The following is a 12,600-nucleotide window of genomic DNA, read 5'->3' on the forward strand; positions in this document are numbered from 1 at the left end:
GCAGACAGAGCCCGGCTGCCGCAATCCCACGCACCTCCCCAATCAGTGTTCTTTGGTTAATTCAGAACCCACAAGAACACGGCCGAGGCCGACCAATACCTGATTGACGGGGTTCCGCGCAGTGCGCAGGCGCTCCTGAGGACACACCATGCTGAACTTTCGCACCCGGGCGCTGGCTTTTGGCGTCGTCATCCTTCTTGGCCTGGCGGCTGCCCTGCCAAGTCTCATGCCCCGCACGGTCACCGACCAGATGCCTGAAGTCTGGGAGGGACACAGGGTCACTCTGGGGCTGGACCTCAGGGGTGGTTCCCATCTTCTGCTGGACGTCGGAACCGAAGTGCTGGCGGCAGAACGCCTGATGCAGATGGGAGCAGATCTGGTGCAGCGCCTGAGGGAAGCCGGCATCCAGACCTCCCGGGCGGTGGACGCTGGTGGGCATATGGAAGTAACCGTTCGCAGTCAGAACCGTCTTGATGAAGCGCGGGCGCTGGTGCTGGCGATGCGAAATGAGCAGAGCCCGGCCTGGCTTGAGGTGGACATCGAGCAGAACGTGATCAGCCTGCAGGCGACCAGAGCCTTCTCCAAAGCCCTGACGGAAGACGCGGTCGAGCGAAGCCTGGAAGTGGTCAGGCGGCGGTTGAATGAAACCGGGGTGGTGGAGCCCTTGATCTCCCGCCAGGGTGACCGCGGGGTTCTGGTCCAGTTGCCAGGGGTGGAAGACCCAGGCCGGGTCAAGGAATTGCTGGGGCGCACCGCAAGGCTGACCTTCCATCTGGTGCTGGATGAAGACAGCAGCCAGCCAGGCATGCGGGTTCCCGGCAGTCACGGCGACGGCTTTTACCGCATCGCCAAGGCACCGTTACTGGATGGTGGTGATCTGACTGACGCCACCCTGGGTTTTGATGATCTGACCAGTGAACCTGTGGTGAACTTCCGTCTGAACTCGTCCGGGGCTGACCGCTTTGCGGAGATTACCCGTGCCAATGTGGGGACACCCTTTGCGGTTGTGCTGGACGGTGAGGTGGTGACCGCACCGGTTATACGCACCCCGATCACCGGCGGTGCCGGCCAGATCAGTGGCGGTTTTACCGTTGATGAAGCCCGGGACCTGGCGCTGCTGTTGCGCGCAGGTGCTCTGCCAGCTCCCCTGGAAGTCGTGGAAGAGCGCACGGTCGGCCCGGATCTGGGCAGTGACGCCATCCAGATGGGGGTTACCACAGGCCTGCTGGGCGCCGCCCTGGTGCTGGGGTTCATGTTGGTGGTATACGGCCGGTGGGGCATGATCGCCAACGTGGCGCTCGTGGTGAATGCCGGTCTCATCGTGGGTGTGCTTGCCAGTATCGGCGCCACGCTGACGCTGCCTGGCATCGCAGGTCTTATTCTGAGCATCGGCATGGCGGTGGACGCGAACATCCTGATCAATGAACGCATCCGGGAAGAGACCCGGAAAGGCTCCAGCGCCCGTTATGCCCTTCATACCGGCTTCCAGAGGGCATTCAGCACCATTCTGGACTCCAACATCACCACCCTGATTGCGGTCAGTCTGCTGTTCCTGTTCGGTACCGGGCCTGTGCGTGGCTTTGCCGTGGCGATTGCGGTGGGGCTGGTGGTTTCCATGTTTACGTCCATCTCCGTAACCAGACTGCTGATGGAGTGGCGGGTTGCCCGCCTGGGTCAGGAGCGCCTGGCATTCCCCTCCGGGTGGCAGGACCGGCTGCTGCCGAAACGCACCGTCCATTTCATGAATGTGCGGGGCCGCGGACTTGTCATTTCCATTGTGCTGTCGGTGATGTCCATCGGTCTGCTGATTCAGCCGGGTGTGAACCAGGGGATCGACTTTCAGGGCGGATTGCTGATGGAGGTTCGGGGCGGCCCGGATCTCTCCCTGAAAGAGCTGCGCTCGGCCCTGGCAGCGGATGAACTTGCAGAGATCACGGTGCAGCCATTTGGTGCTGAAGGCAGCTACCTTCTGCGGTTGCCGGTTGAACCCGTGGCTGGCGCCGGAGCGGTAACGGCGCAGAGCATCCGCGCTGCCATCCAGGCGATGGAGCCCTCTACGGAGTTTCCCCGGGTTGATGTGGTGGGTCCGAGCGTAAGCACCCGGTTCATTGAAACCAGCATCCTGGCGGTCCTGCTGGCGGGCCTGGGGATGTTTGTCTACCTCTGGTTCCGCTTCGAGCGTTACTTTGCGGTAGGCGCCATGCTGACCCTGGCACTGGATCTCACCAAGACTCTGGGTTTCTTTGTGATCACCGGCATTGAGTTCAACCTGACTGCGGTGGCGGCACTTCTTGCGCTGATAGGCTATTCAGTCAACGACAAGGTGGTGGTGTTTGACCGAATCCGGGAAAACCTCAGACTCAACCGGGATCAGCCCCTGGATACGCTGATCAACGAGAGTCTTACCAGCACCCTGACCCGAACTGTCTATACATCCATAACCACCTTCCTTGCCATTCTGCCCATGGGCATTGCCGGCGGGGATGCAGTGGCGAGCTTTGCCCTCCCCATGCTGTTTGGCATAGTGGTCGGTACTGGCTCGTCGATCTATATCGCGGCTCCGGTGGTTATGATGCTGGGCCGGCGTGCCATTGCCCGCCAGAAAGAAGAGAATGCGAAACTCGATTCGGGCGCCGAGGTGAGCCTGTTCCTCAGGGAAGATCGTCCCTAACGTTCAATGCCCAGCAGCGGCCAGGGTGCAGCTGCCTCGAGTTCATGCGCGAGCTCAAGCAGCACCCGCTCCTGGCCGTGATTGGCCATCAACTGCACTCCTATGGGCATTGACCGCTGGTCCCTGCCCATAGGCAGTGAAATGGCGGGTGCGCCTGTGGCGTTAGCCAGCGGCGTGAAGCAGGCGTAGCTGGTCAAACGCTCAAACAGGGTATCAAAGGGTACTTCGGGGCTCAGGTAGCCGATTTCCGGCGTGGTATGCCCCAGTACTGGTGTGAGAACGGCATCGTAGCCTTTCATGCCCTGGCTGTAATCATGGTAGCTACGCCTGAGGCGCCAGAGAACCGCGGGCAGGCGGTAGAATTTCTTCCGGAACATCCGGGCGAGGCCATGGGTCAGGGCGTCGACCCGGCGCCGGTCAAAGCTCGGATCGAGGGTTTTCCTGCCGGTGCTTTTCACGGCAAAGGCCAGCATGCCCCAGTAGAGTGCAAAATCGTCCGGGAAACTGTCCCTGACGGGAATGGGCATAGGCATCACCCGATGGCCGAGGGATTCCAGCAGTCGGGCGGTATTCTCGACTGTGCTTCGGGTTTCGGCATCGGTCTGGTGCCCGTTGAGGGAATCGAACACCACCCCTATGGTCAGGCGTGCATCCCCTGGGCCCTTGACCTCCCCGATTTCCGGTAGCCGATGGTTGCTATAGCTTCGCTCCGAGCCGGCGAAGAATGTGGCGGTATCCCGGACGGTCCGCGTGACCACCCCTTCACCAATGACATTCACCGGCAGGCTACGGGCCGCCTCGCTGTCCACCAGCCGGCCGCGGCTGGGCTTGAGGCCCACCAGCCCACAACAGGCGGCGGGAATGCGGATGGAGCCGCCACCGTCGTTGGCGTGGGCTATGGGGACCACTCCTGCTGCAACCAGAGCCGCGGAGCCACCGGACGACGCGCCAGCCGAATAGGCCGGATTCCATGGATTCACCGTTGGTCGGGCGTGAACGGGTTCCGTGCTGGCATTAAAGCCAAATTCTGGCAGGGTGCTCTTGCCAAGACAGACAAACCCCTGGGCCAGGTACTGTTTGACAAATAGCCCGTTTTCCCGCTGGGGCCGGGGGCTGACAGCCAGTGAGCCATGGCAGGTGGGAAGTCCCTGCACATGGCTGTTGTCCTTCACCAGGGTTGGCACACCGGCGAAAACGCCGTTAACGGGAGGCCTGTCGAGGGTCAGTATCTCCCGGAAATTGTCTGTGGCGATCCCGCAAAGAGCGGGTTCCATTTTCTGCGCCCGGGTAATCGCCGCTCTGGTCACCTCACGGACACTCAGTTCCCCCTTCCGGATAAGCTCTGCCAGGGCGGTCGCGTCGTGGGAGCCGAGAGCGTCATCTGTGAAGGCGTGGATGCCGGAATGTCGGGTTGGAGTCATGTGTCTGCGGGTTCCAGGGTGATGATTTGGAGACCGGGCACTCCCTTAGTGGGGCTGATGTGACCGGGCTGTGCACTTTAGCGGAGTTGTCACAGCCAATGAATGTCATATCGGGAATTTGTCCTGTTGCTTGTACCCGTTCTGGATCAGGGGTTAAGCTCTTTAATCCCGAATCAGATATCTGAGGCACATTTTTCCGGTGAGTTCGGTTGACCTTTTTGTAAGACATTTTCTTGGCATCTATTTCCTCATAATCGGACTGCACTACACCAGCCGCAGTCTGGGGTTGTACGAACGCATGCGGTTTTCCCATATCCATTACGGCAGGCGCGGGTCCGGGGGCTGGTGGCACAGGCAGCTATTCAATCTGTTCAGGGCCAGCATCCTGGTGGTCTGTCTTGTCCGCGTCCTGTACGACATAGATACCTACCTGGGGGTCTTCCCTCTGCTTTATCAGCCTCCGATCCTGGTCGCCGGTGTGCTCTGCCTGCTGGTATCCTTCTTTCTCATCGATTACATCCAGGCATACATGCACCAGGACTGGCGGTCCGGCATTGACGAAGCCGGTCCCAGCCACCTCATCACCGGTGGCCCCTATGCCAGACGTCGGCATCCCATGTTTCTTTCGATCCTGCTGGGTCAGTTTGGCTTTTTCCTGGCCCTGCCAAGCGTCTTTACGGCAATCTGCCTGGCCGTGGGTGTCGTCGTAATCATCCGTCAGGCCCTGGCCGAGGAGAGGGCTCTTGCAGCTCATTTCGGCGAAGCCTGGCAGGCCTATGCGAGCCAGACCCGCCGCTGGATGTAGCCTCACCCTCGGTATCTACCTATTCGCACTCCGGGCTGATTTAATTAGCTTGCGGTATGTCTTCCACATCTTCCGGCTACCGCCTGGAGCCGGGTAAAGTCCGCTCCGAATTTTTCCGTCTCTCTCCCATTGCGCTTTTTGTGGTGGCGTTCGGTATTGCCTTTGGTCTGGCCGCAGTTCAGAAGGGCCTCGCCCCTCTGGAGGCCACCCTGATGAGCCTGGTTGTGTTTGCCGGGGCCTCCCAGTTTGCCACTCTGGAAATGTGGGGGAACGAGATTGCCATACTGCCACTGATGGCGGTGGTCTTTGCCATCAATTCCCGTCACCTGCTCATGGGTGCCTCCCTCTATCCGATGTTGCGTGAGCTGCCTGTTGGCCAGCGCTACGGCATACTGTTCGTGCTCACCGACGCCAACTGGGCCGTGGCGGCGCAGGATTATCAGAATGGCCGGCGAAACCTGGAAGTCATTCTGGGGGGCGGCCTGGTGCTCTGGCTGGCATGGCTGATTGGTACCTTGATCGGAGTTTATTTCGGTGGGATGCTGCAGGAGCCGAAAAGTCTCGGCCTGGATATGGTGCTTGGCTGCTTCCTGCTTGCCATGGCGCTGGGAGGTCGCAGGACACCCAGGGTGCTGGTCGCCTGGCTTGTCGCAGGTTCCGCTGCGATGGCGGCCTACCGATGGCTGCCACCTCACACCCACGTAGTAGTAGGGGCTCTGGCGGGGGGTGTTGTGGGAGCTTTCTGGCTGGAGAGAAAGACGCCATGACCATCGATACCACCACATGGGGGGTGCTGACAGTCATCCTCATCATGGCGCTTGTGACTCTGGCCACCCGGTTTGGTGGTGTTTTCCTGATGTCTTTCGTGACCATCAATCCCCGCATTGAGGGTTTTATCAATGCCATGGCCAGCTCGGTGCTGATCGCCATTCTGACGCCCATGGCCTTTGATGGGGATCCAGGCGCCCGTGCAGCGCTCGGCACCACCGCCTTGCTGATGCTGGCTTTCCGTAAGCCTCTGCCCGCCATTGGTGCGGGTATCCTGGCCGCAGCGACCGTCCGCTATTTCATCTGAACCGCCCACCAGTTACTGGGGTGAAGCGATATTCAGCCTTCCCGTTCCCGGCTGGACTTGATCACGTCGTAGGCATTGCTGATTTCCCGGGTTTTCTGTTCCGCCATTTCCCGCATGCTTTCAGGCAGGCCGCGGCCGGCAAGCTTGTCAGGGTGGTTTTCGCTCATCAGCTTGCGGTAGGCGCGTTTCAGTTCGGCATCGCTGGCCTCCGGTGAAACCCCCAGCACCCTGTAGGCATCTTCCAGCTGTTTTCCCGTTGATGCGCCTGCTGTGCCGGCGCCGCTGTACGCCCCCCGAAGCATGGCCTCCAGCTGGTCCACCTGGGATTCCGGGAGACCAAGGCCCCGGGCGACCCTCACCAGCATCTCATGCTCGGCTGGGTGAATTTCTCCGTCCGCAGCCACTGCCTGAACCTGAACCTGCAGGAACATCTGGAGAAGGGCCGGCTGGCCCCGGCTGACACGCAGGAATTTTCCGAGCTCCGCATCCAGGTCAAAATCCCCGGCTTTGCCGCGCTCAAAGGCTGCCTTGGCGGCTTCCCGCTGCCGGCCGGAGAGACGGAAACGGTCAAACAGGCTCTCTGCGGCCTTTATCTCGTTGGCACTCACTACACCATCGGCTTTGCACAGGGCACCCATGACTGCAAAAACCGATTCCAGAAAGCCGGACTGAATGCCTTCCAGGCCCTTCCGGATGCGATTTTTGAGGAACTTGACCAATGCCACGCCAACGATGGCACCTATGATAAATCCGGGAAAACGACCGAACTGGTAGCCGATCAGACCACCGACAATAACTGCAAACAACATTCTGAAATTCCAATCTGTGAGTGGCGAAGACGCTCATCATACCCTGTTTTCGGCGTCGGATGCCCGTTCCGGTCCAGGCGCGGGGGTTACCCCTCCAGCGGAAATCGCCGGACTACGTCGTAAGTTGAGCCTTCGTGGGTGACGGTGCTTCTGAACAGGCTGATGTGCTGCACGCGGAAGGCGGGCGAGCGGTATTCCCGGAAGGCCTGGAGAAAGGCGTCGGCCGGTCCGCTGTCCTTTGCCATGCGGGCCAGGGTGACGTGGGGAGTAAAGGACCGTTCGTCCCGGGCGATTCCCACCTGCATCAGCCGAATCTCAACCTGATCATGAAGCGCCGCCACATGGCTTTCGGGATTCACGCCCAGCCAGAGCGCCCGTGGGTTGTCCTGTGGACCGAAGTAGCCCGGCTTTTCCAGCGTCAGGTCAAAGGCGGGAGACTCCAGCGTCAGCAGAGCTGCGGTGATGTTCCGGGTTGTCTCTTCGCTGGCATTGCCAATGAAGCAGAGAGTCAGGTGGAGCTGGTTCGCCGTCTGCCATCGTGCTCCTGAAATGTTTTGCCGCATGGCAAGCAGTTGTCGCATGATGAGTTCCGGCAGTTCCAGCCCGATGAAGAGGCGTTGCATGATGTCTCCCTTGTATCTGGCTGCCTTTTACCGATTTCCCAATCTACCCCCCTGAATAACAAGGAGTTGTCTGCATGATCGGTTACGTGACTATTGGTGTGAGTGACATGACGAAGGCGAAAGTCTTTTACGCTGACCTTCTTTCCGACCTCGATGCCAGGGTTCTTCTGGACCTGGGCCGTATCGCCTTTGTCGGGAAGAACATGGCGTCCCCGATGCTGGCTGTGTGTACTCCGTTCGATGGCAAACCCAACCACCCGGGCAACGGCAATATGGTCGCATTCAATCCCGGCTCAAAGGAACTGGTCGACAGCCTTTACCACAAGGCTCTCACCATGGGTGCCACCTGTGATGGTGAGCCGGGACAGCGGATTCCGGATCAGTTCTACGGCGCCTACATCCGCGACCCGGATGGCAACAAGGTGGCGTTTTTTCACTTCGGCTGATAGTGAGGAAAAAGGCCCCGGAGGGGCCTTTCGGTGTTTCCGGTGAGCCATTCAGCGGATCAGGACCCGCCCGCCGGCTGCTCGTCCAGTGTGACGATGCTTTCTGCAACCAGCTCCATCCGGTCGAAGATGTCGCTTTCCATGTTGCCGGTCACGGTTACCGTGTCACCCAGATCCAGCTGCTGAAAGCCCCTGTCATCCAGCGGATTGTAGGGGAGCTCGATGGTTTCCACGGTGATCTGCTGAAGACCCGAGTCGATGGTGAACTCCCGGCCCTCAATACTTGTGATGGTTCCTGTGACAGTTATATCTCCGGGAACGATCGGCACTGCCGGGGTGGGATCGATATCCTGATAGCTGTCCTCATCCGCAGGACTGGCGTAAAAATAAGTGCCCAGGTTTTCCACGTAGACGCTGTTTGCGTCAATGGTTGCAGTCTCGAAGGTGTCGTCGTCCACAATCCCGTACACCGTGACTCTGTCATTTTCGAGTATATCGCCGTGCTCGTCATACCAGGCCCAGTCATCCATTTCGACTGTGATTGCGCCCCGTCCGTAATCCAGGATGAAGCTTTCATCCATGGTCTCGGCCACGGTTCCGCTGAGACTGATCCAGGTACCGTCAGGCTTGAGATAAGGGCTTTCCTGGGCCAGAGCCGGTGAAGCAGCGAGAAGGGTGGCGATACAGCCGGTGGTCAGGATGTGCTTATGCATTATGATGCCTCCTGTCAGATTGGAACCCCGGGGGAAGGATTTGCGGATTACCGAGCAGGCAGCTACTGCAGGAAATATCTGCTCTCATCGATTAACATGCAAGCTGGCTGCATGATTTCAACCGGGAGAGCATTACCTGGTTTTAATGTTGCTTTTCGTACTTTCAGATTCGCTTCGGGGAGAGCCGGCTCACCCCTGGATCAACACCGCCGTGGCCAGGCCCCCGAGCAGCGACAATATGATCGGCAATGCAATCCTCATGCCCAGCGCCCTGGTTCCAATGGCGGCAGCAATGACGCACTTGACCCCATTGTTTACGGAAGTGGCAATAACGATGCCGATAATCGCTGTCTGGGCATCGATGGATGTAAGGGACATCCGGGTGAGGGAGAGAGTGATGGCATCCACGTCCGCAACGCCCGAGGTTGCGGCCAGCACCAGAACACCTGCGTCCCCCAGCCAGTCCCGGAGGAATTCCCCCAGAAACAGAATGGCTGTCAGCAGAATTCCGAACAGCAGAGCGGACTTGAGCTCCAGCGGGTTTCTGGCCAGCTGGGGCTGCTCAAAGGTGATGTTTTTCCGGTTACGCCGCCATATCACCAGCGCCGGGGCGTACAGCAGGAGCGTCATCACTGTTACCGGCCAGACAAGTTGGGGCAGCAGCGCCGGGCTGATCAGAAGACAGTAGACCAGAATCCGGGGGAACATGGTGCCGGCGGCAAGCAGAATGCCCGAGCCAAGAATGGGGCTGAGCTCCGGCGCACGGCGGGACTGACGGGCAAAATGCAGCGTGAGGGCGGTGGATGAGGTCATGCCGGCGAAAATGCTGGTGAACAGCAGGCCTTTCTCCGTGCCTCCTACCCGAATAGCAAAGTAGCCCACAAAGGATACCGAAGCGATGAGAACCACCAGCCACCAGATTTCATAAGGGTTGAGCGCGCCCCCAGGTCCCAGATTCCGGTCGGGAAGAAGGGGCAGCATGACCACCGAAATCAGCAGCAGCTTTAGGGCAGCATCCATTTCATGGGATTGCAGCCTGTTGACCAGGCCATGAATCTCCTGCTTGTTGTCCAGAATAATGGCGGTGATGACGGCTGCGGCAGAAGCAAGGGGAATGCTTACCGAAACGGCAATGGCGCCGAAACAGAAGGTGAGCAGCAGCCCGATCATGCCGGTGATGCTGAAATCCTTGAATTTCTCGGTGCGGACCCGGTAGGCCACCAGGCAGATGCCGATCAGACCCAGAAACATGAGGGGAAAGGCCCAGGTAGTGAGGGTCTCGGAGATCAGGCCGGAAATCCCACCCAGCAGGCCGATCAGGGCATGGGTCCGGATCCCGGCGATACGATCGCCCGGTTCCTGGTGTCGGGCTTCCCATCCCCTTTCAAGCCCGATCAGGGCGCCCAGAAGTAATGCCACAAGCAGTCCAATGGCATGGGGGTGGTTCTGGATAAACTGGCTGCTCATTTCTTCCATAGGGTCCAGTTCCCACTGGTGGTTTGGTTGGTCTGTGCCTTGATGCTGACAGCCTGGTAGGACATTAGTCGAGCACAGCGACCGATTTGACCTGCACCCATACCGTTTGGCCCAGGGTCAGGCCCAGCCGGTGCACCGATAGCCGGGTGAGCCTTGCCAGTAGGGGTACAATATCCAGTTCCAGTCGCACCAGTGCATTCGCCGCGTGATCTTCACTGCAGATTTCCGTAACCCGGGCAGGAAGCAGGTTCAGAATACTCTGGTCTTCATGGGCGCTCAGGGCCAGGCTGACATCCCGCGCCAGTACCCGCAGCCTGACTCTGGTGCCCACGGCGTCGCCGGTATCCCTCACCCAGAGGCTGCCGCCGGAAAAATCGGCCCGGCACAGGTGCCACCGGCCGTCACGTTCACCGATCACTGCGTCCAGTATGACCCCAAGGTCCTCGTCGTCGCGATTGGGCAGGTCCAGTCTGGCGGTAATTTCCGTCAGGCCGCCTGCGGCTACAATCCCGCCCTGGTCCATAATCAGGACATGATCCGCGATGCGGGCCAGCTCGTCCGGTGAATGAGTCACATAGATCACCGGGATGGACAACTCATCGTGCAGGCGGCCCAGATAGGGAAGTATCTCCCGGCGGCTTGCCACGTCCAGCGCCGAGAGAGGCTCGTCCATCAGCAGCAGCCGCGGACTGGTGAGCAGGGCCCGGGCGATGGCGACCCGCTGGCGCTCGCCTCCGGAGAGCCTTTCCGGCATCCGCCCAAGCAGATGGCCGATGCCAAGCCAGTGTACGGCCTGTGACATAGTCACCCGTCGGGAGGACTCTGGTATCCGGCGAAAGCCATAATCCAGATTGCGTTGCACCGACAGGTGGGGGAACAGGCTGGTCTCCTGGAACACATAGGCCAGCGGACGCAAATGGACTGGCAGCCGGCGCTGCCCGTCCTGCCATACTTCTCCGTTGACTGTCAGCCGGCCGTCGGCCTTTTCCAGCCCGGCAAGACATCTCAGCAGTGTTGTCTTGCCGCAGCCAGAGGGGCCAAAAAGTGCCGTTACCCCGGTTCCAGGGACAGACTGGTCCACCTCCAGGATGAAGTCCGAAAGCACTTTTCTCAGCTGTATCTGGATGCCCGCCGTCTCCGTCATGGGTTTCTCCGGATGGCTGCCCGGCCGTTGATCAGATACAGGCTCACCAGTACCACAAAAGAAAATGCCAGAAGCCCCGCCGCCAGCCAGTGCGCCCTGGCATATTCCATGGATTCCACGTGGTCATAGATGGCTACCGACAGCACCCGCGTCTCACCCGGTATGTTGCCACCGATCATCAGAATGACGCCGAACTCCCCGACCGTGTGGGCAAAGGTCAGCACGGCGGCTGTCAGAAAACCCGAGCGGGCCAGGGGCATGGCAACGGTGACGAACCGGTCGAAAGATGAGGCCCGCAGGGTGGCCGCCACTTCCAGCATGCGGCTATTGACGGATTCAAACGCTGTCTGCAGGGGCTGAACGGTGAAAGGCAGCGAATAGATGATCGAGGCCACCACCAGGCCTTCGAAGGTAAAGGGCAGAGTGCCAAGGCCGAGGCTCTGGGTGAGCTCTCCGACCGGGCCGTTGGGGCCCATGAGGATCAACAGATAAAACCCCAGCACCGTGGGAGGCAGCACCAGTGGCATGGCCACCACGGCGGCAATGGGCTGGCGCAGCCAGTGCCGGGTGCGGGCCAGCCACCAGGCGAGTGGTGTGCCGATGACCAGGAGGATCACCGTAGTCACGCTGGCCAGTTTGAGTGTTAACCAGATGGCCTGCCACTCGGCATCCATGAATGAGTCGCTCCGCTGAGTCCGGTTATTTGAAGGTCAAGGTGTTGGGGTTGCGAGAGCCACACCATAACCGTACTGCTCGATAATGGCCAAGGCTTCCGGCGATCGGAGAAACTCCAGCCAGGCCCGGGCCGCATGGCTGTGCAGACCCTTGTGAAGCAGAACTGCCTGCTGGGCAATGGGCTCGTGCAGATGTTCGGGCACAGCCCAGGTCGTGCCCGACTCGCCGCTCCACTCCTGCAGCTGCGCAAGGGCGACAAAGCCCGTCTCGACATTGCCCGTGGCGACAAACTGGAAGGTCTGGGCAATGGACTCTCCCCTTACCAGCTTTGGCGAGAGATCTGCCCACAGGTTGAGCCGGCTCAGGGCCTGGAAAGCTGCCAGCCCGTAAGGCGCGGTTGCAGGATTGCCAATTGCCAGCCGCTGGAAGTCTGCTTCGCGCAGGTAAGATTCGCCGTCTTCGAACAGATGACTCCGGGGGCTCCAGAGCACGAGCCTGCCTGTGGCATAGGTGAACCGGCTGTCCGGGTCCGCCAGGCCGGCCTTGACCGCAAGCGCCGGCCGCTCCGTATCACCGGCAAGAAAGACCTCGTAGGGTGCGCCGTTTGCAATCTGGGCATAGAGCTTGCCCGTGGAGCCAAAGCTCATTTTCACGGTATGGTCAGTGCGGGCTTCAAACTCCCGGGCCAGCTCCCGCGCTGCGGTGGTGAAATTTGCAGCCACCGCGACCATCGCTCCCCCCG

At 60.1% G+C, this 12,600-nt stretch carries 13 protein-coding genes; 5 read left to right on the top strand and 8 right to left on the bottom strand.

Going from position 1 to position 12,600, the window contains the following annotated elements; genetic code table 11:
- The first annotated feature begins 148 nt into the window (after positions 1-148).
- The gene (gene secD / locus LG327_RS09815; RefSeq protein ID WP_404369125.1) at positions 149-2,671 is read left to right on the top strand and encodes a protein translocase subunit SecD; all 2,523 of its coding nucleotides are present in this window, start codon (positions 149-151) and stop codon (positions 2,669-2,671) included.
- On the opposite strand, the gene LG327_RS09820 is transcribed toward secD, so the two are convergent.
- Positions 2,668-4,092 carry an amidase gene (locus LG327_RS09820; protein ID WP_404369128.1) on the bottom strand — a complete coding sequence of 475 codons (1,425 nt, stop codon included), beginning with the start codon at positions 4,090-4,092 and terminating at the stop codon, positions 2,668-2,670. The two genes, secD and LG327_RS09820, sit on opposite strands and share 4 nt — an antisense overlap.
- A gap of 199 nt (positions 4,093-4,291) precedes the next feature.
- On the opposite strand from LG327_RS09820, the gene LG327_RS09825 reads away from it, so the two are divergent.
- The 3 genes from LG327_RS09825 to LG327_RS09835 are packed head-to-tail and all read left to right on the top strand — an operon-like array spanning position 4,292 to position 5,972.
- Positions 4,292-4,897 (top strand): methyltransferase family protein, encoded by a 606-nt coding sequence (locus LG327_RS09825; RefSeq protein WP_404369131.1) that lies wholly within the window; start codon positions 4,292-4,294, stop codon positions 4,895-4,897.
- 56 nt (positions 4,898-4,953) lie between these two features.
- A complete protein-coding gene (locus tag LG327_RS09830; RefSeq protein WP_404369133.1) occupies positions 4,954-5,664 on the top strand; it encodes an AzlC family ABC transporter permease in 711 nt (236 codons plus the stop codon).
- Positions 5,661-5,972, top strand: coding sequence for an AzlD family protein (locus LG327_RS09835; protein WP_404361642.1), 312 nt, complete (start codon positions 5,661-5,663; stop codon positions 5,970-5,972). The genes LG327_RS09830 and LG327_RS09835 overlap by 4 nt, the downstream gene beginning before the upstream one ends.
- Before the next feature lie 32 nt (positions 5,973-6,004).
- Here the strand turns inward: LG327_RS09835 and djlA are convergent, their stop codons facing one another.
- The gene (djlA, locus tag LG327_RS09840) at positions 6,005-6,781 is read right to left on the bottom strand and encodes a co-chaperone DjlA (protein WP_404361643.1); all 777 of its coding nucleotides are present in this window, start codon (positions 6,779-6,781) and stop codon (positions 6,005-6,007) included.
- Positions 6,782-6,867: 86 nt separating this feature from the next.
- Positions 6,868-7,404 (bottom strand): RNA 2',3'-cyclic phosphodiesterase, encoded by a 537-nt coding sequence (gene thpR, locus LG327_RS09845; RefSeq protein ID WP_404361644.1) that lies wholly within the window; start codon positions 7,402-7,404, stop codon positions 6,868-6,870.
- A 74-nt stretch (positions 7,405-7,478) separates the two neighbouring features.
- Between thpR and LG327_RS09850 the strand changes: the two genes are divergently transcribed.
- Positions 7,479-7,850 carry a VOC family protein gene (locus LG327_RS09850; RefSeq protein ID WP_404361645.1) on the top strand — a complete coding sequence of 124 codons (372 nt, stop codon included), beginning with the start codon at positions 7,479-7,481 and terminating at the stop codon, positions 7,848-7,850.
- A 59-nt stretch (positions 7,851-7,909) separates the two neighbouring features.
- Here LG327_RS09850 and LG327_RS09855 read toward each other — a convergent pair whose 3' ends face one another.
- From LG327_RS09855 to modA, 5 genes are all read right to left on the bottom strand, one after another.
- Positions 7,910-8,563, bottom strand: coding sequence for a NirD/YgiW/YdeI family stress tolerance protein (locus LG327_RS09855; protein WP_404361646.1), 654 nt, complete (start codon positions 8,561-8,563; stop codon positions 7,910-7,912).
- A gap of 189 nt (positions 8,564-8,752) precedes the next feature.
- On the bottom strand, positions 8,753-10,030 hold the full coding sequence (locus LG327_RS09860; protein WP_404361647.1) for an MgtC/SapB family protein: 1,278 nt from the start codon (positions 10,028-10,030) through the stop codon (positions 8,753-8,755).
- Between the two features lie 73 nt (positions 10,031-10,103).
- Positions 10,104-11,183, bottom strand: a complete 1,080-nt coding sequence (gene modC, locus LG327_RS09865; protein WP_404361648.1) for a molybdenum ABC transporter ATP-binding protein — start codon at positions 11,181-11,183, stop codon at positions 10,104-10,106.
- Entirely contained in the window at positions 11,180-11,857 is a 678-nt protein-coding gene (gene modB, locus LG327_RS09870; protein WP_404361649.1) for a molybdate ABC transporter permease subunit, read from the bottom strand. Before modB ends, modC begins: the two co-directional genes overlap by 4 nt.
- 36 nt (positions 11,858-11,893) lie before the next feature.
- Positions 11,894-12,589 (bottom strand): molybdate ABC transporter substrate-binding protein, encoded by a 696-nt coding sequence (modA, locus tag LG327_RS09875; RefSeq protein WP_404361650.1) that lies wholly within the window; start codon positions 12,587-12,589, stop codon positions 11,894-11,896.
- Between the last annotated feature and the right edge of the window lie 11 nt (positions 12,590-12,600).

Source organism: Marinobacter sp. (assembly GCF_044799475.1).
Classification (GTDB): domain Bacteria; phylum Pseudomonadota; class Gammaproteobacteria; order Pseudomonadales; family Oleiphilaceae; genus Marinobacter.